This window comes from Muriicola sp. E247, assembly GCF_041358175.1.
In the GTDB taxonomy this organism is placed as follows: domain Bacteria; phylum Bacteroidota; class Bacteroidia; order Flavobacteriales; family Flavobacteriaceae; genus Muriicola.
In genome coordinates, this window is record NZ_JBGKBE010000008.1 from 22575 (window position 1) to 46367 (window position 23793).

Annotated in this window: 28 protein-coding genes; 11 read left to right on the forward strand and 17 right to left on the reverse strand. The window is 41.8% G+C overall.

What is annotated here, in order from left to right:
• The first annotated feature begins 10 nt into the window (after positions 1-10).
• A complete protein-coding gene (locus ACA086_RS11445) occupies positions 11-409 on the forward strand; it encodes a TonB-dependent receptor plug domain-containing protein (RefSeq protein WP_371003448.1) in 399 nt (132 codons plus the stop codon).
• Between the two features lie 40 nt (positions 410-449).
• Here the strand turns inward: ACA086_RS11445 and ACA086_RS11450 are convergent, their stop codons facing one another.
• The 4 genes from ACA086_RS11450 to ACA086_RS11465 form a co-directional block, all read right to left on the reverse strand.
• Positions 450-707, reverse strand: coding sequence for a DUF6327 family protein (locus tag ACA086_RS11450; RefSeq protein WP_371003449.1), 258 nt, complete (start codon positions 705-707; stop codon positions 450-452).
• Positions 688-1047 carry a hypothetical protein gene (locus ACA086_RS11455; RefSeq protein WP_371003450.1) on the reverse strand — a complete coding sequence of 120 codons (360 nt, stop codon included), beginning with the start codon at positions 1045-1047 and terminating at the stop codon, positions 688-690. Before ACA086_RS11455 ends, ACA086_RS11450 begins: the two co-directional genes overlap by 20 nt.
• A gap of 6 nt (positions 1048-1053) precedes the next feature.
• The gene (locus tag ACA086_RS11460) at positions 1054-1383 is read right to left on the reverse strand and encodes a YtxH domain-containing protein (RefSeq protein ID WP_371003452.1); all 330 of its coding nucleotides are present in this window, start codon (positions 1381-1383) and stop codon (positions 1054-1056) included.
• A gap of 192 nt (positions 1384-1575) precedes the next feature.
• The gene (locus ACA086_RS11465; RefSeq protein WP_371003453.1) at positions 1576-2448 is read right to left on the reverse strand and encodes a universal stress protein; all 873 of its coding nucleotides are present in this window, start codon (positions 2446-2448) and stop codon (positions 1576-1578) included.
• Between the two features lie 173 nt (positions 2449-2621).
• Here ACA086_RS11465 and ACA086_RS11470 point away from each other — a divergent pair, with 173 nt between their 5' ends.
• Both ACA086_RS11470 and ACA086_RS11475 read left to right on the forward strand, forming a co-directional pair.
• Positions 2622-3074 carry a DUF2267 domain-containing protein gene (locus tag ACA086_RS11470; protein ID WP_371003455.1) on the forward strand — a complete coding sequence of 151 codons (453 nt, stop codon included), beginning with the start codon at positions 2622-2624 and terminating at the stop codon, positions 3072-3074.
• A 184-nt stretch (positions 3075-3258) separates the two neighbouring features.
• Positions 3259-3729: an Hsp20/alpha crystallin family protein gene (locus ACA086_RS11475; protein ID WP_371003456.1), complete on the forward strand. Its 471-nt coding sequence runs from the start codon at positions 3259-3261 to the stop codon at positions 3727-3729.
• 119 nt (positions 3730-3848) lie between these two features.
• Here ACA086_RS11475 and ACA086_RS11480 read toward each other — a convergent pair whose 3' ends face one another.
• From ACA086_RS11480 to ACA086_RS11505, 6 genes are all read right to left on the reverse strand, one after another.
• Positions 3849-4586: a slipin family protein gene (locus tag ACA086_RS11480; RefSeq protein WP_371003457.1), complete on the reverse strand. Its 738-nt coding sequence runs from the start codon at positions 4584-4586 to the stop codon at positions 3849-3851.
• A 158-nt stretch (positions 4587-4744) separates the two neighbouring features.
• Positions 4745-5446 carry a hypothetical protein gene (locus ACA086_RS11485; RefSeq protein ID WP_371003458.1) on the reverse strand — a complete coding sequence of 234 codons (702 nt, stop codon included), beginning with the start codon at positions 5444-5446 and terminating at the stop codon, positions 4745-4747.
• Between the two features lie 55 nt (positions 5447-5501).
• Positions 5502-6521, reverse strand: a complete 1020-nt coding sequence (locus tag ACA086_RS11490; protein WP_371003459.1) for a hypothetical protein — start codon at positions 6519-6521, stop codon at positions 5502-5504.
• Between the two features lie 18 nt (positions 6522-6539).
• The gene (locus ACA086_RS11495; protein WP_371003460.1) at positions 6540-7694 is read right to left on the reverse strand and encodes a M20 family metallopeptidase; all 1155 of its coding nucleotides are present in this window, start codon (positions 7692-7694) and stop codon (positions 6540-6542) included.
• A 4-nt stretch (positions 7695-7698) separates the two neighbouring features.
• On the reverse strand, positions 7699-8310 hold the full coding sequence (locus ACA086_RS11500; protein WP_371003461.1) for a flavin reductase: 612 nt from the start codon (positions 8308-8310) through the stop codon (positions 7699-7701).
• A 159-nt stretch (positions 8311-8469) separates the two neighbouring features.
• Positions 8470-9321, reverse strand: coding sequence for a universal stress protein (locus ACA086_RS11505; RefSeq protein WP_371003462.1), 852 nt, complete (start codon positions 9319-9321; stop codon positions 8470-8472).
• 195 nt (positions 9322-9516) lie between these two features.
• Between ACA086_RS11505 and ACA086_RS11510 the strand changes: the two genes are divergently transcribed.
• The 5 genes from ACA086_RS11510 (at position 9517) to ACA086_RS11530 (ending at position 14133) form a co-directional block, all read left to right on the forward strand.
• Entirely contained in the window at positions 9517-10320 is an 804-nt protein-coding gene (locus ACA086_RS11510) for a sulfite exporter TauE/SafE family protein (RefSeq protein ID WP_371003463.1), read from the forward strand.
• A gap of 138 nt (positions 10321-10458) precedes the next feature.
• Complete coding sequence (locus ACA086_RS11515; protein WP_371003464.1) at positions 10459-11874, forward strand: rhodanese-like domain-containing protein; 1416 nt, start codon at positions 10459-10461, stop codon at positions 11872-11874.
• Positions 11875-11959: 85 nt separating this feature from the next.
• Positions 11960-12304: a rhodanese-like domain-containing protein gene (locus tag ACA086_RS11520; RefSeq protein ID WP_371003465.1), complete on the forward strand. Its 345-nt coding sequence runs from the start codon at positions 11960-11962 to the stop codon at positions 12302-12304.
• A 55-nt stretch (positions 12305-12359) separates the two neighbouring features.
• Positions 12360-13385 (forward strand): DUF3365 domain-containing protein, encoded by a 1026-nt coding sequence (locus tag ACA086_RS11525; protein ID WP_371003466.1) that lies wholly within the window; start codon positions 12360-12362, stop codon positions 13383-13385.
• Positions 13386-13446: 61 nt separating this feature from the next.
• On the forward strand, positions 13447-14133 hold the full coding sequence (locus tag ACA086_RS11530) for an aspartate/glutamate racemase family protein (RefSeq protein ID WP_371003467.1): 687 nt from the start codon (positions 13447-13449) through the stop codon (positions 14131-14133).
• An 8-nt stretch (positions 14134-14141) separates the two neighbouring features.
• On the opposite strand, the gene ACA086_RS11535 is transcribed toward ACA086_RS11530, so the two are convergent.
• Genes ACA086_RS11535 through ACA086_RS11550 form a run of 4 tightly spaced genes read right to left on the reverse strand, consistent with a single transcriptional unit; the run spans position 14142 to position 17658 of the window.
• Positions 14142-15023, reverse strand: a complete 882-nt coding sequence (locus tag ACA086_RS11535) for a sterol desaturase family protein (RefSeq protein WP_371003468.1) — start codon at positions 15021-15023, stop codon at positions 14142-14144.
• Between the two features lie 3 nt (positions 15024-15026).
• A complete protein-coding gene (locus ACA086_RS11540) occupies positions 15027-15974 on the reverse strand; it encodes a sulfurtransferase (RefSeq protein ID WP_371003469.1) in 948 nt (315 codons plus the stop codon).
• Complete coding sequence (locus tag ACA086_RS11545; RefSeq protein ID WP_371003470.1) at positions 15958-16437, reverse strand: monoheme cytochrome C; 480 nt, start codon at positions 16435-16437, stop codon at positions 15958-15960. The genes ACA086_RS11540 and ACA086_RS11545 overlap by 17 nt, the downstream gene beginning before the upstream one ends.
• A complete protein-coding gene (locus ACA086_RS11550) occupies positions 16438-17658 on the reverse strand; it encodes a sulfite oxidase (RefSeq protein ID WP_371003471.1) in 1221 nt (406 codons plus the stop codon). It lies immediately after the preceding gene.
• Positions 17659-17907: 249 nt separating this feature from the next.
• Between ACA086_RS11550 and ACA086_RS11555 the strand changes: the two genes are divergently transcribed.
• From ACA086_RS11555 to trxB, 3 genes are all read left to right on the forward strand, one after another.
• Positions 17908-19170 carry an FAD/NAD(P)-binding oxidoreductase gene (locus ACA086_RS11555; protein ID WP_371003472.1) on the forward strand — a complete coding sequence of 421 codons (1263 nt, stop codon included), beginning with the start codon at positions 17908-17910 and terminating at the stop codon, positions 19168-19170.
• 111 nt (positions 19171-19281) lie between these two features.
• Entirely contained in the window at positions 19282-19935 is a 654-nt protein-coding gene (upp, locus tag ACA086_RS11560; protein WP_371003473.1) for a uracil phosphoribosyltransferase, read from the forward strand.
• 140 nt (positions 19936-20075) lie between these two features.
• A complete protein-coding gene (gene trxB, locus ACA086_RS11565; protein WP_371003474.1) occupies positions 20076-21044 on the forward strand; it encodes a thioredoxin-disulfide reductase in 969 nt (322 codons plus the stop codon).
• A 71-nt stretch (positions 21045-21115) separates the two neighbouring features.
• Here trxB and ACA086_RS11570 read toward each other — a convergent pair whose 3' ends face one another.
• From ACA086_RS11570 to ACA086_RS11580, 3 genes are all read right to left on the reverse strand, one after another.
• Positions 21116-21559 (reverse strand): hypothetical protein, encoded by a 444-nt coding sequence (locus tag ACA086_RS11570; protein WP_371003475.1) that lies wholly within the window; start codon positions 21557-21559, stop codon positions 21116-21118.
• A 106-nt stretch (positions 21560-21665) separates the two neighbouring features.
• Entirely contained in the window at positions 21666-22721 is a 1056-nt protein-coding gene (locus tag ACA086_RS11575; RefSeq protein ID WP_371003476.1) for an aminotransferase class I/II-fold pyridoxal phosphate-dependent enzyme, read from the reverse strand.
• Positions 22718-23731, reverse strand: coding sequence for a dipeptide epimerase (locus ACA086_RS11580; protein WP_371003477.1), 1014 nt, complete (start codon positions 23729-23731; stop codon positions 22718-22720). Before ACA086_RS11580 ends, ACA086_RS11575 begins: the two co-directional genes overlap by 4 nt.
• Between the last annotated feature and the right edge of the window lie 62 nt (positions 23732-23793).

Below are 23793 nucleotides of genomic sequence, written 5' to 3' on the forward strand. Positions count from 1 at the left end.
TATCAGACTTATGATTAAGAAAATAATATTATTGGTAACAGCGGGCATACTAACATATGGCTGCACCAGCAAAAGAGTAACTACGATTTCAGGCGAACCTGATTCATATAATGTGAGATCGGTAAAGGCTCAAAAGGGGGAGATCAGTATACTGAATATGTTGCAAAGGGCTCCCGGTGTTACGGTCAGGGGGAATGTGGTACGGGTTTTTGGCCCGAATTCATTTTCTAATACGAGTGAGCCTTTATTTCTGATTAACGGAGCGGTCTATAGCGGCGGGTTATCTGGTATTTTAGGAAGTATTAACCCGGATGACGTAAAATCTATCGAAGTGTACAAAACACCTTCAGAATTGGGCTTATATGGTGCCCGTGGGGCGAATGGAGTTATTAATATTATACTGAGGTAGTTAAAATATCAGCTTTCTATTAGTTAGAATTATCTAAGGATCAGGCAGCAGAGGCGATTTCCTTGTGTTTTCTTCGACTTCTTATTTGAACTATTTTTTTTAAGGCAAAGCCAAGAATGGCCTGTAGGAAAACATTCTCTATTTTTTTGCTAAAATTGGTTGGTGAGAGAGTTTGTTTTACGGCCTGAGTGTTTAGTTTTATATGTTCCCAATCCAGTTTGCGCTGCAACTCGAGAATTTTAAGCTGCTGGTCTATCTCTTCAAATGAACTGTATCTCTTATTCATGGTTGTCTTCATCAAAAAAGTGATTAGAAAATATTCGAAGTATAGGTCTGTTGATACTATTGCGGAATAGGTAGAAAACTATTCCGAGAAGGAGATATACAGAACCGACAATCAGAAAACCATATACCGTATTATTTAATATGGTTCCTAATGCCAGGGAAAATGCCAGGCTTAAGAGCATTAAAGCAAGCAGTCCAAATATTCCGAGTAGAAATAATTTGGCAAAGTAGGTCACAATGACCATGGATAGTTTAAAGCTCTTAAGCTTGGCGTATTCAACAGTTTCCTTCACATACGAATTTGTATGCTCATCTAATTCGGAGATGTTATATTTTAGGTCGTTCAGAGCCATACGAACTTATTTTTGAAGTGCGGCATTTTTCTTCTTAAGGTCATCCAATTTGCGCTCAAGGGTCGCAATTATATCATCTGCCTTGTAGCTCATGTTGGAAACAGCTTCTTCAAGTTTATGTTCAAAATGCTCTTTCTTTTCATCTACGGTTTTAGTGAGTTCATCTTTCGCGTGGGTCAATCGTTCAGTGATATCATGCTTGGCATCCTTCACTTTTGTTTTAATTTTTTTCCGCGTCTTTTTTCCTTCGTCGGGCGCGTACAAAATTCCAATTCCTGCTCCTATTGCAGCTCCTGTTACAAGTGCTAATAAGACATTTCCTGTGTTGTTTGTCATGACTAATGATTTAAAGAATTAATAAATGGTTTTTACTTAATAGTTCTAAGTTAAATAGGACATTCATCATGCGAAATGATCCTGGTCATTTTGAAGTTTTTAAATTGCTTTTTTATGGGCAACAATATTGTTTTTTAATGGGAGGTTTTTCTGTTAATATTAAGTGCCTTTCCACCACAGAAAGTGAGGGAGTTAAGCTGAGGTAGTTTCAGCTTTGTGAACACTTGCTGTATCTCGGACTACTAAAAAAGGTATTTTGATATGATAGCCCAGCTGATCAACATTTTGCCTGTCGAGAATTCGTTCCAGCAGATTGTGTTTTTTGTTCATCATCGCCAGGAGTCCGAAGGATTCATTCTCGAGATATGACAAGACCGCATAGGGCATAAGGTCTTCCTGCAGTTCAACAAACTCATGTTCGTACTTTCTTAGAAGATAGCTGAGGTGTTCCCTGTGTTTTAATTGCTCCTTTGCCAAATCCTGGGTTTCCTTTACATGGAGTACGGTTATGGAAGCATTGAACCTGGCGGCTATACCGAGTATTTTTTGAAACTCCGACGCTCTGTATTCAGATTGGTAATCTGTGGGAAATAGTATTTTATTTATAGGTGCAAAAACCGTATTTGAAGGGATAACCAGGACGGGGGCTATGGCTTTTCTTAAAACATAGACGGTATTGCTACCTATAAATATTTCCCGCGCTCCAGTTGCACCCTTGGTACCCATTACTACCAGGTCGATTTTTTTACTCTCTGAGATATCATTTATTTCATGACTCAGAATATTAAAGGCCGAAATAACCTCAAACCGGTGATCGGGATTTCCTGATATACCTTTCATTTCAGTTATCGTCTTTTCAAGTCCGTCCAGAGAACGGTTGACCTCCGCATCGGGGACGGCACTGAAGGCAGGCCCGCCCAGCGCATAGTCGATTCGATAAAAAGGCGGGGTATAGGTATGAAGAACGTAGAATGTACAGGATTCCTCTGCAAATAAGGCTAGCGCATAATTAATAGCATTCCTTGCAGTATCAGAGAAATCGGTAGGTAAAAGGATCCTTTTCATCTTTTTCTTTTGTTTATCTAAAAGTAGACTGCCAGAAAATAAAAAGGAATGATCTCTATCAGCTATCCGTACTTATACCGCACTATTGAATTCAAATCAGGAACATGACCAGAATCATTTGAAATATTAAGGGTAAGAATGATATTTAAAGAATAACCGTAAAACGTACTATCATGGCACTTAATTTTAACGAATATGCAAAAGAAGGAAACCGTTTTTTAAAGGACTACGCCAAAGAAATGAATCTGGGAGAAAGCACTGAAAAGGCCGGGAGGATATTTTCATCAATTATGCATGCCCTGAGGGATATTATTTCGCCTCAGGAATCACTTCAGTTCATCGCTCAGTTACCCATGTTTCTCAAAGCCGTATATGTAAATGGCTGGAATATGAAAAGGCCAAAGCCAAGGGTAAAAAAAATGGCAGAATTTATAGAACTCGTACGAAAACACGATGGAGTAGCAGCTGTTAATGATTTTGAATACAATGATGAATTGGCCGAACGCTATATCGATACCACTTTTATATACTTGAGAAAGTATATTTCCCTGGGTGAGATGGAAGATATCCGGGATGGCCTGCCCAAGGACCTCAAAAGCATGATTTACAGCAATTTGATGTTCTAGGTTTACAAGTAGTGATCTGTAATTTTCATAAATACTTACTCTCGAAGAGGGTCCGGGGAAGACAGGAAAAATTTGTAATGGATTCAGTTGTGGTACCTGATATAAATCATAGGAAATAAGAAGGCCTAGTAATACCTTGCTTTCTGACCATTTAACGGATTGTTTAACCTAAATTTTCAAGATCATGACACTTGTTAGATTTAAAAATCGGAATCGCCCCTTCTCCAATTTGATTACCTCCGATTTCTTCGACATGGAAGATTTCTTCGATAATCGATTTTGGAAAAAAGGGTTAGTAAATGAAAATTTCTGGAATGGACGTTCAGGAGAACCCGCTCTTAATATCAGGGAGGAAGATCGTCATTTCGAAATAGAACTTGCCGCTCCGGGATTCGAAAAAAAGGACTTCGATGTATCTATTGAAAACGGTTATTTGACTATCAAGGCCGAAAAAGAAGATACTGAGGAAACCAAAAAAGAGAATTATACAAGGAAAGAGTTTTCCTATAATTCTTTTGAAAGATCACTATTGTTACCGGAAAATGTATTGGAAGACAAAATTAAAGCCAAGTACAATGACGGTATTCTAAGCTTTAAAGTCCTTAAAAAGGAAGAAGCTAAGAAATTAAAACCCAAAAAAGTGGAAATTGCATGACACTATCCCCACTTTAAAGGTTGCCCTCCTGCTCTTGATGATTGCTTATATTAAAAAAGCCCCCGCAGGAGGGCATTTTTATTGAGTATTCCTTTAATTTCTTTACATTAAAAAGACCTTTATTCCTTTGATTTTCTGGGCAAAACTTCTTCAGGGAATGGGAACAGAATGGTTGAATTCTTTTCTGCGGCGATATTGGAAAGGGTTTGATACAAACGCAGTTTGATTGCAGAAGGTGACTGATCAATCTTTTTCCCTGCCTGCAAAAGCATATCTGCGGCCTGTTCTTCAGCCTGGGCCAAAATAATACGGGCTCTTCTCGATCTTTCGGCCTCAGCCTGGTTGGCCATCATCCTTCGCATGTTTTCAGGTAACTGTATATCCTTGATCTTTACATCGATGATCTCTATACCCCATTGATGCGTTTCACTTTCAACAATGGCCTTGATATTCTTTCCCATTTCTTCTCTTTTAGATAAAATGGTATCCAGCTCTACCTTTCCACAAACGTCCCTCAGGGCAGCCTGAGATAGTTGTGTAATAGCAAAGGAAAATTCTTCCACTTCGAGCACGGCTTTTTCCGGATCTCTTATTTGAAAAAAGACCACCCCGTCAATGCTACAGGGCACATTGTCTTCTGTCATAACTTCCTGGGAAATGATATTGATGGTGATCACCCTTATGTCTACCACCTGAATAGTCTCCACTATAGGGATGATCCACCGAAAGCCGGGATTCAGAGTCTTCACGTACTTCCCAAAACGGAATTTAAGAGCGCGTTTATATTCAAAAATAATTCGAATCCCCGCAAGTAGGAATAAGAAAAGAATTAACAGGAAAAACATCATGGGATTCATAACGAAGCTATTTAAAATTAAAATTCAGTGTATATATCTACGCCCCGTATTACGGGGGAATAAGCCCTCTTTTAAAGATACGAAAAAAGGAGAAGGCAACATCATCCAAATCGCACTAAAAATTAACCCAGCCCAGTCCTTTGAAATCCTGTGTGTGATTACCTTATCGAATCAGGATTCTTTCGGTGAACGTTATTTTTCAATCTTTTCATCAGGCAGTAGTTCAGCCCGAAAAACCATATCAGACAAGAGACAAATGTGATTTTTTGTATCAGGGGCAACAGAATGATATTTATACCTGTCTCGTAAATGTAGTAATTGACCGCAAAAATGAGAAGACAAAACAGTCCGAGCAGGCCTAAACGATAATACCCGGTTCTGAGAAGTTCCCTGGAGCAGCTAATAAAGGCAATAAATCCAAAAGCCCCGGCAATCCTAACGATCAGGTCATGTGAATTCCCGGCCATAAAAAAGACGACAAGGAATGCCAGTAATCCTGAAAACCACATTATATATTGATTGAGGGTCTTTCGCTCAAAAAGCTTGGGTAAATAGAACCAGAGGAGCATCAGACTGGTACAAAGTACTCCTAATGCCAATCTTGCATAAAGGCGGGCGGTATTTAGACTGCCATTGATCGCAAATTCATCGAGCAGATCACAGAGATAATTATTCCAAAAACTAAAACCTATCTGCTGAGGATTCATAGCCGAGCCACCTGGATATACTATAGCTGCAATGAGATAGAGAATTACAAAACAAGCCATACCCAAAAAAGGGATCAACAAGGTGTACTGCCCTGGAGATTTGAGCTGCCCCAGGATATAGTAATTTGAATGTGACCTCTCATTGTCAGGCATAAATTAAAGATAAGTAATGGAAATCAGGTTGTTACAGGTTGAAATTAATTTTTTATTACAACGTCAGGCCTGTTTTATCTGAGAGTATTTTCTTCAGTGCCGGAGTAGTGCTCGAATCGATGAGATTGAGGGCCTGAACATCGCATAACTCCCTAACCATATGAGATCCGGCAAGGGTATTTGTAGTGATGCCCGAAACGATATCCGGTCTCAGTTTAAAAGCCTTCATCAAACCGTATACGGCATAAGGATCTGTTGCACTCAGGATGATACATTTAATATTCTTACCCAGGGCCTTAATAGCCAGGTCACCGTTATAAGGTTCGAGGGGAGAAGCCCCTACTTCCACAATGGCGACATCTGCATGCTGATGTGCCATACAACTTAAAAGCAACTCAATTTTTTCTTCATAAACTTCAGATGGACATATTGTAGATGGTAAGCCTACATCGACAAAGTCAAAAATAGCATCTGCCCCAACATCTTTAAGGGCGAGTATGTCCTTGTATCGACCGGCTCCGCTAAGTTTAGCCCCAATAACTTTATATCCGGCCGACTTAAACACATTTGTTACGATTCTGGCTGAAGTTGTTTTTCCGGCAGACATTGAGGTGCCTACGAAAAGGACAACCGGAGTGTTAAAGGCCATAGGCTCTACTTCAGGAAGAAATTGATCCATTGTGATCTTCTTTCCTTCCCTACTCACATGTCCTTTATAGGAAACTTTCATCAAATTTGGCAGAAATGCCGATTTTGAAGTTAGTTTACCGAGGATTCCTCCTCCGGTTAAAACACTCATTTCTCCGTCTTCACCTACTTTTTGCCAGGTACCTGTAGCTTCCAGGGTTGCGAAGCGTTTACCTAAAACACCTACGATGTACTCACCCCCGATAATCCCTCTCATCCTTCCATTGGGAAGTTCCAGAAGGAGGGATGTGCCTCCGGGATCTTTAATTTTTCCTACCACGTAGTCTCCGGTGGCCCAAAGCGATCTGTCGAGAAATTTCAAATCAAACTTTTTTTTATCCAGGTCTGATATTCTTGTAAGAGAGGTGAAGATAAAATTTGAAGGCATAACAATTCATTTTTTACATTAATCGTCTGGAGTAGCAAGCATTAAAAGAGTTAATAAAGCAGTTCTTTCAGGAAGCTTGTCATAAAAAATAAACTCGTGATTGGCGTGCGCACCATCTCCCGGGGTACCCAGACCGTCAAGGGTAGCCGTATAGGTGCTGGTGGTGTTGCCATCTGATCCGCCCCCGGCCATGCCCTGGGAAAGTTCTAAACCTAAAAGCAAGGCTTTTGTTTGTGCCAGTTCCCATAGTTTTTGATTACGTTCATTTGCTTCCATAGGAGGTCGTCCTATGCCTCCTTCAATGACCAATTTTATGTTGGGAAGATGTGGCTTTAAATTGTATATTTTTTCACTGATAAAGTCCCCGTCTTTAATATTTTCCACTCTCACATCTATAACGGCTTTACTTTCCGGGGCTACAACATTTGGGGAAACGCCTCCCTGTATGGTGCCTATATTGACCGTGATCCCCTTTTCAAAATCATTCATCGCATGGAGTTCCTGGATCTGATGCGATAGTTCTACAATCGCATTGATCCCTTTGCCGGGATCCAGGCCGGCATGGGCTGCTTTCCCATGAACGGTAATCGTAAATCTTCCAAGGCCTTTTCGGGCAGTCTTCAACTTTCCATTGAGTCCCAGGGGTGGCTCCATGACATAGGCCCGGTCTGCAATCTTTGCCAGTTTTTTTATAGTTGAGGTTGACTCGATACTGCCTATTTCTTCATCAGAATTGATGAGAACTACCGGGGTCATTGGTGCCTCCAAGTTATTTTCCCTGATTGCTTTTAAGGCATATATGATTTGAGTGATACCGGCTTTCATGTCATATACCCCGGGACCTCGCATTTTATCTTCCCTTTTTACAACAGGCATCTCTTTTAGGGTTGTGGTTTTCCAGACAGTGTCACAATGGCCAAGTAGCAGTTGAATAGCATTATTTTTTATCCTTTTTTCGGGACGGGCATAGAGGTACCCTCCTGTTTTATTTCCAGGCATTAAGAAAGTGTAATAATCGAGCTTCTGAAATTCGGTTTCCAGGCGGTGCAGAATAGTTAATTGGGCCTCAGCACTACTGGATGGAGTTTCTATGCTTACTAATTCCTTTAAAAAAGCTTGCATTTCATTTGCCTCAGCCCTTAAATACTCTAATATGGAAGCGGCTTCTTTCAAGAGATCAGTTTTTAAAATCCTTTGGAAACGGAAAATTGAAGGTTTCAGATATGTGGGCAAATCTGCCCTGGGCAATATAGGCGAGCAATGGATTCCTTCTAAGTTGGTCTCTTTCATCGTACTCCGAGATCCTTAAATAATCTTTATCAACATGGGCTGCTTTTATCACGCCGGTAATCATACTGAAATCATCAAACCCATCTATAATCTTAAAGAGTTCACATTCCAGATAAAAGTAGGCTCCGGCTATCATGGGAGCTTCCATTGTAGTTGCTTTGACAACAGAGAGAGAATCTAAAATATCATCCGACTTACTAATACATTGAGATCTGGGAGTAGCACTTAGAGATGTATGTACTACCTGTTCAGGTTTTGGGAAACTAACGGTAAAATTACGTGTCTGTATAATATTCTGATACGTACTATGCCGGGGAGTACAAACAAATCCAAAGTAATTTCCAAAACCCAGGGGAGTAACCATATGTTTTGGTGCCAGATCGTACTTATTCCCTTCGATCGTACCAATCACTACAAGGGGAGCAATAGTGAATACGCGCTCCCATATGGGACTGGATAAATCCAGGGTTTGAATATTTTGCTGTTTGATAGTTTCCATAAAAAAGGGATATCCTTAAATGTAAATCTGAATGCTGAAATAATAAATGATATTAGTCAGGTATTGGTATGTTCCGGAGGTGCATATTACTCAGAACATGACCAAAAAAAACGTGCTGAAATAACCGGGATAAATGCTTCTTGACTGGCCCTTGTGCCACTATTTCTCCATCAGGTTATTTTTATGAAAACTCAGAAGAGGCCTGTCGAGCTGTAACTTCATCCTTTTAACAGTGTCCTGGTGCCATATGCCTTTAAAGAGGCCAGGACTTTCACGTTCAAGCATGGCAATTATACTTGCATCTTCCTCTTTGAAATAATTATATAAGGTATTGAATACGTCATCCGAAAAACGCAGATCACAACTAATTTTCTTGTACGCTACCTTGTGTTCTAACATTTCCCTGAACCATGCCATCTGATCTTCCCCCGCATATTCGTTCTTAGTTGAAACATGAACGAGTTTTATTTCGGCATCAAAGGGTTTGGCAAATTCTACCAGCCTTCTTACTGCCAGGATATCTGCTTCTTCAAAAGCTGTGGCATAGACAATTTTTTCTATTGGTTTACTCTGATGCTCATTGGGTATCGCCAGAACAGGGATATAGGAATTTTTAATCAGGGAGCTTGCCGTACTGCCCATGATCAAATCTTTTAAAAGGCTACTTCCTTTAGTACCTAGAAGTATCAAATCAGCATTCAATGCTTCTACCTTATCGAGAATACCCACCGAACTAATACCGTGTTCATGAACTATCAGATCCAAATAGTCGGGGAGCTCCGGGCCATAGTTTTTTTTACAAAAATCCTCTAGTTTTTCAAGCTGCTCTTTATACATTACTTCTTCCCGCTTTCCATAGGTAAGGCTTACAGTGCTGATAAAGGTCGCTTTCATATCATAAACATGGAGTACATGTAATTTAGCCTTGAGTCGTTCACTTAGCATCATGGCAAAATGGAAGGCCGGGACCGAATTTTCAGAAAAATCAGTGGCGTAGAGTAGGTTTTTCATAAGAACAGACTTTGAAATATGCTTCAAGCTAGAAAATCCTCTTTTTATATAAAATGATGATTGTCATGTTCTCCTTTAATAGACCAATGGCATTTCTATTTCAGCACAAAAGATTCATCGATACTGTCTGTCTGTAACCTGAGTTACGACCGGCGCAACTATTGCCCCGTACTTTTGGGGGCATAATTATATACTTTGGAAATAACATCGATACTGGGATATATTGGCGCCCTGATCATAGGAGTTGTATTGGGTCTTATCGGAGGAGGAGGATCTATCCTCACCGTGCCTATTTTTGTTTATTTACTGGGCATTAATCCTGTCGTTGCCACAGCTTACTCCCTCTTTGTGGTAGGCGTATCCTCCCTTACAGGAGCCTTGCAGAATATAAGAAAGAAGCTGGTCGACTTTAAGACGGCTATTGTTTTTGCCATTCCTGCCTTTATAGCTGTTTATCTCACAAGGCGATTCCTCGTCCCTGCTATTCCGGAATTCCTGTTTCAGGTAGGGTCGTTTACAGTAACGCGTGATATTGGGATCATGGTATTTTTTGCCATTATTATGCTGTTGGCTTCCTATTCTATGATCAGGGGAAAGTGTAAGAATTGTGACGATGAAGATGCCGTTGTTCAGTATAACTACCCTATGATCGTTCTCGAAGGATTGGTTGTAGGAGTTATAACAGGGATTGTTGGAGCAGGAGGAGGCTTTCTGATCATTCCGGCCCTTGTTATGCTGGCGAAACTGCCTATGAAAAAGGCCGTTGCGACTTCCTTACTGATTATTGCCATTAAGTCGCTGATCGGTTTTATAGGGGATGTGGAAACCATGGAAATCGATTGGATATTCTTATTGAGTTTTACTGCATTTTCCCTGGTCGGAATCATATTGGGAGTATGGCTGAACAAATTCATTGAAGGGAGTAAGCTTAAAAAATCCTTTGGCTGGTTTGTCCTGATTATGGGAATTTATATTCTGGTAAAAGAACTTTGGACCTGATCAGTTTTGAGTACTGACAAATATCATAGGACGGAGTTTCCCGTTTTGACACTTTTGTAACTTAAGTCACGATTCTTACCAGACGATATGCCTAATTTTAAGGGAGTTAAGAAAAAGATTAATAAATATTAAAACAGGATGAAAGTAGAACAAATTTATACAGGATGTTTAGCCCACGCAGCTTACTACCTCGAAAGTAAAGGGGAAGCAGCGATCTTTGATCCCCTGAGGGAAGTAGGGCCGTATATTGAAAGAGCAAAAAAAGATAAAGCGGAGATTAAATACGTTTTTGAAACGCATTTTCATGCCGATTTTGTAAGCGGACATTTAGATCTTAAGAAGAAAACAGGAGCGGAAATTGTTTTCGGGCCAACTGCCAAACCAGGGTATAAAGCCACCGTGGCTGAAGATGGACAGATTTTTAAAGTAGGAGATTACCAGGTAAAAGTAATTCATACCCCGGGTCATACCATGGAAAGTACTACTTATCTCCTTATTGATGATAAAGGCAAGGAACACGGAATCATTACCGGAGACACTTTGTTTATCGGTGACGTAGGAAGACCAGACCTGGCACAGCACGTTATTTCTGACCTTACAGAAGAGAAACTGGCAGGACATCTGTTCGATTCTCTCAGAAATAAAATCATGCCCCTCTCGGATGACCTGATCGTATATCCGAACCACGGAGCAGGATCTGCCTGTGGAAAGATGATGAGCAAAGAAACCACAGATACCCTCGGACATCAGAAGAAAGTAAATTACGCCCTCAGGGCCGATATGACCAAGGAAGAATTCATCAAAGAACTATTGACAGGATTGACTACCCCTCCAGGGTACTTTCCACAAAACGTCCTGATGAATATTAAAGGGTACGAAAGTCTTGACAAAGTAATACAGAGGGGAGAAACACCTATGACCCCTGAAGCATTTGAGGCCGCTGCCAATGAAACTGATGCCCTGATGCTCGATACCAGGGATGCTGAGGATTTTGCAAAAGGACATGTGCCTAACAGTATCAATATTGCGCTGGATGGAAGTTTTGCCATGTGGGTAGGGGAGATGATCCCTGATGTAAAACAACAAATCCTGTTGATTACATATCCCGAGAAAGAAGAAGAGGCAATTACCCGTCTATCGAGAGTGGGATACGATCATACTATCGGATTCTTAAAAGGAGGTTTTGAAACCTGGAAAAAGAAGGGAAAAGAGTATGAAACTATAGCCCGTATGACATCTAAAGAATTGGAGAAGGAGTACAAATCCTCAGAACCTCTTATTATCGATGTAAGGAAAAAGAGTGAATTCGATTCGGAGCATGTGATAGGCGCTATAAATGTTCCCCTGAATGAGATTAACAGCCATCTGGCTCAGTTTCCGAAAGACAAACCGTTTATCCTTCATTGTGGAAGTGGATATCGCAGTATGATTGCCGCATCCATCCTGCAACAAAGGGGCTGGGAAAACTTCAGGGACGTTTCCGATGGATTTGACGGTATACTAGAAACAGAGATCGAAAGATCAGAATATATATGCCCCACCACCTTATTATAGAATTAGTTTTTTTGGTTGGATTGTTGAGGGGGTAGTCTTCTAGCTAAGGCTGCCCCCATTTTTCCAAAATTCAAAAACAAAGACCATGTCAGTCTTCAGTAAAATTTTAAATTCAAAAAATGACTTCTCCTCAAAAATAGAGGTTCTTGAAGTTGATGTGTATAAAAAAGCCGTTAACAACAATGATGTTCAATTAGTTGACGTAAGAACCCCCAGGGAGTTTAAAGGTGGCCATATTGCAAGAGCTTTGAACATTGATTATTTCAATTCCTGGGCTTTTAGGGAAGGCTTTGAAAAACTCGATAAATCGAAACCTGTTTACCTGTATTGCAGGTCGGGAAACAGGAGTTTGAAAGCGGCAAAGAAATTAGTAAAAATGGGTTTTGAAAAGGTATATGACCTCAAGGGAGGTATTCTGAAATGGAAATGATTTCAGGATCATCTTTTGGTCCCTGACCCCATTTAAGGCCCGAGATAAATAAATTATGCGATTACTGATAATAGGTCTGGTTACACTTCTTTTCTTTTCCTGCAAAGATGCCAAAAAGGGCTATCAGAAAATGGAAGGTGATGCGGCAGAATTAACAATGGATGCATCACTGATTCCCGGGAAGGAGATTGTAGAAAACGAGTGCTATATCTGCCATAGTCCGGTTGCTTCCGAAGAAAACATGATTGCCCCACCCATGGTAGCGGTTAAGTGGCATTATATTGAGGAGCAGACAAGCAAGGAAGAATTTACCGAAGCCCTCCTCAGCTGGCTGAACGACCCTCAGCCTGAAAAGGTGAAGATGCACGGGGCAGTGAGAAAATTTGGGATAATGCCTTTTCAACCCTATACCGAAAAGGAGGTTAAAGATATCGCTTCCTATCTCTATGAAACAGACATCCCACAACCCGAATGGTATGAGGCCCACAGACAAAACCGGCATCGACAGGGTAAAGGTATGGGGAAAGGTAAAGGAAAAGGGAAAAATGCAAGCGTAAGTGAGGAGGAAGAATTCTTTTTTCCGAGAGCAGAGTTCTACCTTGAAAATGGAGCCAGCATAAGTGCAGCGGCACAGGGGGCACTGGGAAAAAAGCTCATAAATGCCATTCAGGAGAAAGGACTCGAAGGGGCGATTTCATTTTGCAAGGCCAATGCCTCAGGGATTACAGATAGTGTTGCGATCATGAATAATGTGAGGATCAATCGTGTTTCTGATAAACCCAGAAATCAGGATAATAAAGCTTCAGATGAGGAACAAGGTTATATCATAGCCTTTAAAAGGCAGCTGGAGAATCAGGTAGAGATAAGACCCATCCTGAAGGAAATGGCAAACGACGAAGTATACTACTACAGTCCGATTACCACTAATACCATGTGCCTTCAATGTCACGGTACACCTGATAAAGAAATACAGCAGCCCGTACAGTTGGCATTAAAAACCTACTATCCGGAAGACAAAGCCATAGGTTATGTTGAGGGTGAAGTAAGGGGGATGTGGAAGATCCAGTTCGTAAAAGAATAACAGATCATATTCTGGGGATCAGAAGTCGCCGGGGAATTAAATCACCTTAATAATTGAAATTATGAAGACTATAGGGCTTATTGGGGGTACTTCATGGCATTCAACCATTGTGTACTATAAACTCATTAACGAAATGGTTGGTGAAACTATCGGTACCCAGGGGAACCCAGAATTGCTGATTTACAGTATCAATATCGAAATCATGCGGGCCCAGGATGCAGAAAAGATCAATAATAAATATCTTGAGGCGTCCCTCAAGTTACAGGAATCTGGAGCGGAAGCCTTGGTAATATGTGCAAATACTCCACATATGGCCTACAAATTTGTTCAACCCAGAATAGACATTCCTATCCTCCACATTGCCGATGCCACAGGGAAAGAAGCTATAAGATTGGGCGTGGGCAAAGTCGGTTTGCTGGGGAACAAACCCACTATGACCAAAGGGTTTATCCCTGAATTATTAAAAGACAACTACGGAATAGAGACGATTATTCCCCAAGGGGAAGCTCTTGAAAAGTCTCATTTCTATGTTTCCAGAGAATTAACCCAGGGCCGGTTTACAGATGAGGCGCGGACATTTTTCCTGGATCAGATCAGCCAGTTAAAAGCGAGAGGGGCAGAGGCCGTAGTTCTTGGTTGTACCGAATTGCCAATCTTGATCTCCCCTGAAAGTTCAGATATCCCATTGCTCGCCACTACTGACCTTCATGCCAGGATGGCTGCTGATTTTATCCTGGGGAACTCCTGATTAAAGCTTTATCCCTTTTTCTTATCCTTGCCAAAACCATAGATATTCTGATGCAGGAAGTCCTGCGGAAAATCCTTGTCTCCGGGAAAGCCTAATTCTACAGTTCCGCTGTCTTCGGGAATATAGTTCGTTTTAAAAATATAGTCCCACAGGCTCAGGCTGATACCAAAATTTACTCCGTAAGATCCTTTAGGCAGGGTATAGGCGTGGTGGTACAGGTGCATCACCGGATTGTTGAAAATATATCTCAGCGGTCCCCAGGTGATCTTGATATTGGAGTGATTAAAATGACCTATGGCAATGGCTGCGAAGTGTACGATATATGCCTGACTGGGTTCAAAACCTCCCAGGATCATCACCCCGAAAACTTTCAGAGGTTTATACAGGACATTTTCCATCCAGTGATATCGAAGGTGAGCCGCAAAGCCCATTTCCTTTACGGAGTGGTGGACTTTATGGAAATTCCACAGGATTCGATACCTGTGCAACATAATATGAGTAACCCATTGTACAAAATCGAGCACAATAAAAAACACTAAAAGCTGCAACCACATAGGGAAGGCTGAAATATCAATTATCGCCAGGCTTTTTGCTGTAATTCCAACGTCTTTGAACAATACTTCGAGCATTTTGTAGAAACCACTGATAGCAATGGAAAACATAAAGAAGTTAAAGAACATATAAAAGGCATCCAGCCAGAAGTCTCTCCTGAAAATGGACTGATCCTTCCGCCATGGAAAGAGGATTTCGAGTATCCAGACAAAGAGTGAGATCGCGATAAGGCCCCAGAAATAGTTGGTATACCAGGGTACTTCAAAAATAATGGACTTCCATGTCCATTGAACACTGCCATTAAAGGCATTTAAAAAGGCGTTTAAATAATTTTCCATAGTTTAATTTTTTTCAACGTAAATCGAATCTGTTTCATAGGGGAGGAGATCGTCATAACTCCACTCCACCCAGGAGCCGTCGTAATTCATAACATTCTTATAATTCAATAGTTGCGTCAGGACAAAAGTAGTGTGAGAAGAACGTACACCGCTATGGCAATAGACGATGATGGTATCTTCTTTTGTGGCGCCTAGTCTACTGTAAATCTTTTCTAATTCTCCAACTGGTTTAAAAGTAAAAGTATTGCCGTAGTCAACAGCTTCCGCCCAGTCGATATTCACACTGCCCGGAATTCTGCCTGCTTTTTTGGCCCCATCTTTTTGCTGATTCCCCTTGTATTCGTCTACACTTCTCGTGTCTAAAATGATTGCATTGGAGGCGTCTGATTTGATCAACTTTAATAATTCATCCTTCTCGATCAGGATTAAATGATCAGGTTTATCAATAAAATGAAAAGTACTATGCTTCTCTGCATTCTCTTCCAGGCTTAGTTTACCTCCCATCCGTTCCCAATGCCCAATTCCACCATCTAAAATATGGACATTGTCAAAATTATAAAGTCGTAATAACCACCATAATCGGGAAGCGTCAGAAGATCCTTTATCATCGTATACAACCAGGGTATGTTTCTCTGTGATTCCTGATTTTCCCAGGCGTTCAGCCAACTTTTCCTTGCTTATGCGTATACCTTTATAGGGCAAAGTAGTATCCTGAATATCATCCCGGTACAGGTTGACTGCTCCAGGCAAATGTCCTGCTTTATAAGAATCCTTTTTCCTGAAGTCGATAATGGCAATGGAAGGGTCATCATAATCGAGTAACGGACTGTTGTAGGGTATCAGATGTTTATTTAAAACGACCTCCCTGTCTGTCGTCTTCGTTGCATTCTCTTTGCAAGAAAGGACAGAGGCCCCAATAACCAACAGGAAAAGACTACTCTTTAAGTTCATACCAATCAATATTGCTAAGAATTTCCCGTCTCCCCTTTTTCTTTGGCGGATAGTTCGAAACCAGGTAATTCACAATGATTTCTTCATTTTTTCCCAGGTCCCAGAGATTTTGTGTTTCCTGCATCCAGCGGATAGTCGCTATCCATCTTTCTTCATTCATACGATTTTGGATGACCAGTTGGGCAGAATGGCAATTCGTACAGTTGTTGACTACGGTCATCAGGCCTTCTGCATCTTTAAATCCGGTGCGGACATGAATACCGTTTTCTATTTTGTCAAAATCATCTTCTGTTTCAATCTGTACATATTCTTCCGTGGTTTCCACCCCTTTGAAAAAAGAGAGAGTAGGATCATTAATCAGGTAAATTATCCCCAAGGCAGTGATGACAAAAAGAACCATCAAAGTGCTTAACAGGCGATAAATACTCCTGATACCTGATTTAAATTTATCGTGATCTTCCATTTACGTAACCTTGATCGCTATTCTATGGCAGGCATTGTTGAGGTAACCCTTCGGATTCCATCCGGGTAACAACATGGGCTGACTATTCCCTCTGGCATCAGTGGCGCGGGCCCATACTTCATAATATCCCTTCTTAGGAAAGGAAACTGAAGCATTGAAATGCTGCCAGGCAAGTCTGTTTTTTGGCCGCTCAACCTGACAGCTTAGCCAGGTAGAACCAAAATCGATTGAATACTCCATCTTCGATACTTCTAATTCTCCAGCCCAGGCATGCCCCCTGATATTTAATTTCTGCCCCGATTTGATCATTGCTCCCGACTTAGGATAGGTTATAAGGGATTTTACGGGCATGGATTCGATAATGCACATATCCTCCTCCTTTACTTTTTCGCCGGGGGCGACAGGATTACAGGGCACCCTGTAAGCATCGCCAGTCATTTTGGTTCCATCGTGTACCCTGTCCCGAATACTGATTCGCTGTATCCATTTACCGGAAACGGAGGCCGGCCATCCCCCCGCAACCAAACGCAGTGGGTAGCCATGTGCCAACGGGATATCCTTTCCATTCATCTGGAATGCCAGCAGCGTTTCATCCTGCAAGGCTTTCGCCATTGGCGCACCTCTGGAAATGGGTTCTTTTTCCGGATCCCGACTCAGATGAACGTCTGCAGCATGGTAACCGATGTAAACAGCCTTATTGGTATACCCGGTGTCCTCCAGTACATCTTTGAGACGTACCCCCGTCCATTCGGCACAGGAAACGGCCCCAACCGTCCATTGATTTCCCTTGGCTGGAGGGTCAAATTCACTACGCCCGTTTCCTCCACATTCCAGGGTTAACTGGTAGGTGTAAGTTTTAAAGTTTGATTTTAACTCGGAAAGGGTATACGTTTTGGTCTCTTCAGCAGCCTCTCCATCGATGGTCAGGGTCCAGTTACCGGCATCAATATCCTCGGGGATTAGTCCATTGTTTCTAATAAACATAAACTTATTCGGCGTGATTTTATCGTCCAGCAGATGGGCTCTGGCTTCAATATTCCAGGGCTTGTCATTTAAGACGACCATTTCCTTGTCTTTGCTGAAAAGAGCAAAGGGATCTGGATCCTGCAGGGCCAAAAGTTCATAACCTTCGGGAAGTAGCGATCCAAAGACAATATCGGTACCCACAGCAGCTACCAAAGAACTCAGGGCGGTATTTTTAATAAAATTTCGTCTTTTCATACGTGTAAGAATGACTCAATTAGGTCTGCACTAAAGTTAGAAATATACCTGCTTTTGGCAGCATGACTTCCAGGAAATAAAATTTTATTCCCGGTATAAATTATCAATCTGCGGAATGAAGGTGATTTATACTTTGTTTTTAATAATGGTTTAAGTTACTCATGTCATCCTAATAGATATGTTACCTGTGTTACAAAGTACTATCTCTAATAGCAGTAACTTGTATAGATTAAAGTAATGAAACTAAAAATGAAAAAGCACTATCAAATTCTTGTTATTGGTGGAGGCACCGGAGGGATCATGACAGCGGCCCAACTATTGAAAAAGGACAAACAGCTGGAAATAGGAATTATAGAGCCTGCCGATACACACTACTACCAGCCAGCCTGGACATTAGTGGGCGCGGGAACTTATGATTATAAGAAAACTGCAAGACCTATGGCATCCGTAATGCCTAAGGGAGCAGATTGGATCAAGGATTATGCAACTAGCCTGCAACCAGAGAAAAATACTGTTGCAACAGCAAAATCAGGAGACATTACCTATGATTTTCTTGTTGTGGCAACCGGTCTCGTCAATGATACGTCACTGATTGAGGGATTAACCGAGGCCATTGATAAGGGTGTTGTCTGTAGCAATTATACAGATCCGGAACATACATGGAAGGTGCTTCAGAACTTTAAAGGTGGCAATGCAGTATTTACACAACCCACAACACCCATAAAGTGCGGGGGAGCCCCTCAAAAAATAGCCTACCTATCGGCCGATTATTTCAGGAAAAAAGGAATCCTCAAGGATACGAACGTGATTTTTGCGACTCCCGGCACGGTAATTTTTGGGGTTCAAAAGGTGAAAGAAACCCTGCTGAAGGTGATCGACAGATATGGGATGCATTTCAGACCGTATTACGCCCCCTTTAAGATCGACGCAGATAAACAGATCATTTATTTTAAGTACACGGCTCCTGATGACAAACGGGTTGAGATTAAAGCAGGAAATAAGATAAAGGAGGAGATTAACAAAGAAGATGTTATCAGTATGCCTTTTGATATGCTGCATTTGGCTCCGCCTGAAACGGCTCCTAAATTTGTACAGGAATCTGTACTGGCCAATGAGGCTGGCTGGCTGGATGTGGATCATGGATCCATGCAACATGTCAAATTCCCCAATGTATTCGGATTGGGCGATGTGGCTGCACTACCTACGGCCAAAACAGGAGCTGCGATTCGAAAACAGGCACCAATCGTTGTTGATAATATAATAAAGATGCTCAAGAACCAGGAAGCCAGTAATAAGTCGTATAACGGCTATTCTTCCTGTCCACTTGTCACGGGATATGGTAAGATGGTATTGGCCGAATTTGATTATCAGAACAATTTTACCCCTGATCCCAAATTAAAGCAGATGCTGATTTTCGATAGTTCAAAAGAGCACTGGCGTCTGTGGATGCTGAAAAAGTATATGCTCCCTTATCTGTACTGGAACAAAATGATGAAGGGTAAAAAGGTTTAGTTTCATCTATTTTAATATGTGGATGTTGAAAGCAGGAGGTATTGTACCTTCTGCTTTCTCTTTGCCCTGAAATGAATGGGATATGCTACCTTAGTGGAAAACGAATAATTTATGATTATCCACCATCTTGAGAAGGAAAACTCACTGCTTAATCAATTCATTGCCGAAATACGGGATAAGGAGGTGCAGCGGGATAGTATGCGATTCAGGAGGAACATTGAACGCATTGGTGAGATTCTGGGTTATGAATTGAGTAAATCCCTGGCCTACCAACAGACCGAAGTGGAAACTCCTCTGGGAAAGGCTTCGGTAAGAAAAACAAAAGATCAGTTGGTTTTATGTTCAGTCTTAAGGGCCGGATTGCCATTGCACCAGGGATTGTTAAATTATTATGATCATGCTGAAAATGCTTTTATCTCGGCCTACCGGCATCACAAGGGTGATAGGGAGGAATTTGAGGTTATTGTAAAATATTTTGCCGCTCCGGATTTAAACGAAAAAGTCCTTATCCTTACCGATCCTATGCTGGCTACGGGGAAAACACTGGAAAATGTAAACAAGGCGCTGCTGGGGCATGGTACTCCCAGACAAATTCACATTATCTCTGTGATTGGGTCCTTGCCAGGGGTATCCTATATTAAGAATGTTTTTCCCGAAAACACCCACCTGTGGATTGCGGCTATTGATAAGGAACTCACCCGGGAAGGCTACATTGTTCCGGGATTGGGCGACGCAGGAGATCTTGCCTTTGGAGTCAAACTTTAGTAACTTTACGGTATGACCACAGGGTCAATTTGACGGCTTATACCTGCTATGTAACTATAATAACTTTTGATAACTTTGCCGTATTCTTATTCCGTGAATGCGGTATTTTTACACATTAATTTTATACCAGAAAATAAATTATGGCAGAATCTATAGAAAGAATAAAAACCCTGATTTTAGGTTCCGGTCCCGCTGGGTATACTGCGGCAATTTATGCGGCTCGCGCAGATCTGAAACCTGTGATGTATACCGGAATGGAACCCGGAGGACAGCTGACAACCACAACCGAGGTAGACAACTTTCCCGGGTATCCGGAAGGAATAGACGGACCTACTATGATGGTACAACTGCAGCAACAGGCCGAACGCTTTGGTACAGAAGTGCGCATTGGTATGGCTACAGCTGTAGAATTCAGCAACCAGGTGGGGGGAATACATAAGGTTACCATTGACGATTCTAAAGTAGTTGAAGCGGAAACCGTAATCATTTCCACGGGAGCAACGGCAAAATACCTGAACATACCCAGTGAACAACGATTGCGTGGAGGGGGAGTTTCTGCCTGTGCGGTTTGTGATGGATTCTTTTACAAAGGACAGGAAGTTGCTATTGTTGGAGGAGGAGATACCGCGGCAGAAGAAGCCTCTTACCTGGCTAATATCTGTAAAAAAGTGACCATGTTGATTCGAAAAGGAGAAATGCGGGCTTCCAAAGCCATGCAGCACAGGGTGAACAGCCTCCCTAATATCGATATACGCTATTTTACGGAGGTGGATGAAATTCTGGGGGATCAGGTCGTTGAAGGACTCAGAATGGTCAATAACCAAACCGGCGAAAAGGAAGAAATTCCCATCACCGGATTCTTTGTAGCTATTGGTCACAAACCCAACACAGATATTTTTAAGGGTCAATTGGAAATGGATAATACCGGTTACTTAATCACCAAAGGGAAATCTACCAAAACCTCCAAACCCGGCGTATTTGCCAGTGGAGATGTACAGGATAAGGAATACAGACAAGCCGTAACAGCAGCCGGGACTGGATGTATGGCCGCATTGGACGCCGAGCGGTATCTCGCCAGTGTAGAGACTCCTGCAGAAATAAATTCATGATTCATTAAGATTTAGGAATAGAAAAACCCCGGAAACCCGGGGTTTTATTATACTATGTCAAAATACTTCAGTTAGTCTATACGCACGTAATTCTCGGAAAAAGTAGGATTCCCTTCTCCATCTAAGGTGATCTGACTGTAGGTATCGTCTTTTAAATCGAGCTCAAAAGTAAAAACCCGCATGGTATCCAGGGCTTGCATCATTTCATAATCCCCATATTCTATTGTTTCCTGTAGCTCCGTATCCGTGATTTTGTACGAACCATACCCAAATCTTCCCTGCTTGTCTCCGGGTACCCATCGGGACCACATGATCTTACCATTGTAATAGATTTTTACCTGCCGATATCCGGGGGCTTTATCAACCGTGTCGATGGCCTCACCGTTCCAATTAGAAAAACTCTGCAACTCCCAAACCCCCTGCATCGAATGCATGGTATTTGGTTTAGAAGATAGCATCGCGGTAGCCACTACCAATATAATTGCAAGCCCGGCGATCTTTATATATTTTCTCATAGTCAAATAGTTTAGTGTCCTGTAAAACTTCAATTAAGATACAATTTTTTTGCGAAAAGCTTTAACATTCAGGCATAATTTGCCTCCTGATGTAGTCCTGGCCTCATCAAGGCATTTTTATTAAAGAATTTAATGCTTTTGCCAGCGCGTTTATATCTTCTTCTGTATGAGCGGCAGTGAGAACAATTCGATTCGTGGCATAGGAATCTTCAGTGGGATACCTGAAGTCGGTAACCAGAATATATCGTTCCCGGAGGCCTTCAGTCACATGATGATCAGAATACCCAAAAACCGGATATTGCGGCATGGAATTCAGAATGTTGAGGTCTTTTGTCAGATTGAGAAATAAGGAGATATTCTTCTGTAGTTTTTTTCTTTTTAGCTTGTAAATTTCTTCAGCCTCTATGAATTGCCTAAGGTAAAATGGCGCAGCAGGACTTGCCCCATTAAAGAAATCTGAAGCTTTCAATTTCTCAATTCTCAATCGTTCACCTGCAATGACCCCGGCCTGAATTCCGGTTGCCTTTCCGAGGGAAGCACATACCAGGAGTTCTCTGCAGGGTAGGGACTTTAGTGTGCGGAATACTCCGGCCCCATTTTCTCCTACAACCCCTATTCCATGAGAATCGTCCACGACGAGAATACAAGAATCCAGTGGAAGGGATTTTAAAATTTCAAAATCGGGATAATTGCAGCCGGAAAAATCTATGGAATCGAGGAAAACAACAGGTACGGCCCTCTCTTTTTTGTCGAGGTGCTCCCGCAAAGCAATGTTGAGGCTGGTATAGGTGGTGTAGGGCTTGGTATTGCTTGTATACAAGGCAGAGTGACTATTTGGGGCATAGAATAATCTATGCTCACCCAACTTAAAATGTTGTGCGATGAGTTGCCCTGCAAGATATCCCGATGACATCGTCAGGCTGGCTTCACTTCCAATCCACCCGGCGAGATAGGTCTCAGCCTGTTCGTAAATTTCTAACTGAATATTCGACCTTCTGGAGGCACCGTAATTAGTGCCGTATCGCTTTATCATTTCCAGGGCGATGGCTGTGAATTCGGGTTCGAGTTGAATTCCCAGATAGGAGGTGCCTCCGAAATAATGATATTTATCTCCCTTATATTCAAGGGTGGTTCCCGGATATGTCTGTACCCTTACTTTCATGAAACCAGGCTTATACCACTGCCTCCGAGCCTTGGAAAGGTGATTGTTGCATCTTCATTGATCTGTATACCCGTGGCAATGTCATTGCTCAGTAGCATCGGACCATCCATATCCACATAATCCAATTGGGGTAATAATTGCCCAATGGCTGAAATCCCAACGGTCGACTCCGTCATACAGCCCACCATAATTTTCAACCCCAGAGCCCTGCCTTTTGCAATCATACGAAGAGCAGGCGTTAGTCCGCCACATTTGGTGAGTTTGATATTGATCCCGTTAAAATGTAGGGCACATTGTTCTACGTCCTCTTCAACCAGACAACTCTCATCCGCAATCACAGGCAGGACCGAATGGTGGGCAACTTCTTCCATACCCGACCAGTCATCGGCCCTGAGCGGTTGTTCGATAAATTCAACTCCGAGCTTTTTGAGCTCGGGGGCTATTGCGATGGTCTGGGCTGCCGTCCATGCCCCGTTGGCATCAATTCTGAAAACGGCATCGCTGTGCTTTCTCAATTCCCTTACAATATCTAAATCCTCAGAAGTACCTAATTTTATTTTGTATATGGGCCATGGCTTTTCCTTCATTTTGGTAACCATATTTTCAATGGAATCAATGCCAATGGTATAATTAGTCAAAGGATATTTCTCAATAGAAGTACCCCAGAGCTCGTAGAGGGGCGAGTTCTGCATCTTACCGTAAAGATCGTGGGCGGCCAGATCCAGGGCACAGAGGGCAAAGCTGGATAGTTTTTTTTCCTTTAACCATTTATGGAATTCTTCAGGTTTAGAAAAAGGATAGTTTTCAATTTCAGGACTTACACTTTCTATCTCCTCGCTCAGCTTTTTGATAGTGTGACCGTAGTAGGGGTTTGAAGTGGTTTCCCCATATCCTGTTTTTCCATCCTGACTCAGGTGTACTATTAAAGTATCCTGTGTCTGGTGCGACTCCCTTGAAATAGTAAAAGGGTGTTTGAGATGAAGCGTATGTTGGGACAGCCGAACTTGCATATGTTTAATTTATACCTAAGATAAACAAAGCAAAGAGTGAATTAAAAAACCCCGAAAAAAAA

Bases quoted from the DNA above. Each gene is read 5' to 3' on its own strand.
- ACA086_RS11445 (WP_371003448.1), top strand. From the start codon at position 11: ATGATTAAGAAAATAATATTATTGGTAACAGCGGGCATACTAACATAT.
- ACA086_RS11450 (WP_371003449.1), bottom strand. From the start codon at position 707: ATGAAGACAACCATGAATAAGAGATACAGTTCATTTGAAGAGATAGAC.
- ACA086_RS11455 (WP_371003450.1), bottom strand. From the start codon at position 1,047: ATGGCTCTGAACGACCTAAAATATAACATCTCCGAATTAGATGAGCAT.
- ACA086_RS11460 (WP_371003452.1), bottom strand. From the start codon at position 1,383: ATGACAAACAACACAGGAAATGTCTTATTAGCACTTGTAACAGGAGCT.
- ACA086_RS11465 (WP_371003453.1), bottom strand. From the start codon at position 2,448: ATGAAAAGGATCCTTTTACCTACCGATTTCTCTGATACTGCAAGGAAT.
- ACA086_RS11470 (WP_371003455.1), top strand. From the start codon at position 2,622: ATGGCACTTAATTTTAACGAATATGCAAAAGAAGGAAACCGTTTTTTA.
- ACA086_RS11475 (WP_371003456.1), top strand. From the start codon at position 3,259: ATGACACTTGTTAGATTTAAAAATCGGAATCGCCCCTTCTCCAATTTG.
- ACA086_RS11480 (WP_371003457.1), bottom strand. From the start codon at position 4,586: ATGAATCCCATGATGTTTTTCCTGTTAATTCTTTTCTTATTCCTACTT.
- ACA086_RS11485 (WP_371003458.1), bottom strand. From the start codon at position 5,446: ATGCCTGACAATGAGAGGTCACATTCAAATTACTATATCCTGGGGCAG.
- ACA086_RS11490 (WP_371003459.1), bottom strand. From the start codon at position 6,521: ATGCCTTCAAATTTTATCTTCACCTCTCTTACAAGAATATCAGACCTG.
- ACA086_RS11500 (WP_371003461.1), bottom strand. From the start codon at position 8,310: ATGGAAACTATCAAACAGCAAAATATTCAAACCCTGGATTTATCCAGT.
- ACA086_RS11505 (WP_371003462.1), bottom strand. From the start codon at position 9,321: ATGAAAAACCTACTCTACGCCACTGATTTTTCTGAAAATTCGGTCCCG.
- ACA086_RS11515 (WP_371003464.1), top strand. From the start codon at position 10,459: ATGAAAGTAGAACAAATTTATACAGGATGTTTAGCCCACGCAGCTTAC.
- ACA086_RS11520 (WP_371003465.1), top strand. From the start codon at position 11,960: ATGTCAGTCTTCAGTAAAATTTTAAATTCAAAAAATGACTTCTCCTCA.
- ACA086_RS11525 (WP_371003466.1), top strand. From the start codon at position 12,360: ATGCGATTACTGATAATAGGTCTGGTTACACTTCTTTTCTTTTCCTGC.
- ACA086_RS11530 (WP_371003467.1), top strand. From the start codon at position 13,447: ATGAAGACTATAGGGCTTATTGGGGGTACTTCATGGCATTCAACCATT.
- ACA086_RS11535 (WP_371003468.1), bottom strand. From the start codon at position 15,023: ATGGAAAATTATTTAAACGCCTTTTTAAATGCCTTTAATGGCAGTGTT.
- ACA086_RS11540 (WP_371003469.1), bottom strand. From the start codon at position 15,974: ATGAACTTAAAGAGTAGTCTTTTCCTGTTGGTTATTGGGGCCTCTGTC.
- ACA086_RS11545 (WP_371003470.1), bottom strand. From the start codon at position 16,437: ATGGAAGATCACGATAAATTTAAATCAGGTATCAGGAGTATTTATCGC.
- ACA086_RS11550 (WP_371003471.1), bottom strand. From the start codon at position 17,658: ATGAAAAGACGAAATTTTATTAAAAATACCGCCCTGAGTTCTTTGGTA.
- ACA086_RS11555 (WP_371003472.1), top strand. From the start codon at position 17,908: ATGAAAAAGCACTATCAAATTCTTGTTATTGGTGGAGGCACCGGAGGG.
- upp (WP_371003473.1), top strand. From the start codon at position 19,282: ATGATTATCCACCATCTTGAGAAGGAAAACTCACTGCTTAATCAATTC.
- trxB (WP_371003474.1), top strand. From the start codon at position 20,076: ATGGCAGAATCTATAGAAAGAATAAAAACCCTGATTTTAGGTTCCGGT.
- ACA086_RS11570 (WP_371003475.1), bottom strand. From the start codon at position 21,559: ATGAGAAAATATATAAAGATCGCCGGGCTTGCAATTATATTGGTAGTG.
- ACA086_RS11575 (WP_371003476.1), bottom strand. From the start codon at position 22,721: ATGAAAGTAAGGGTACAGACATATCCGGGAACCACCCTTGAATATAAG.
- ACA086_RS11580 (WP_371003477.1), bottom strand. From the start codon at position 23,731: ATGCAAGTTCGGCTGTCCCAACATACGCTTCATCTCAAACACCCTTTT.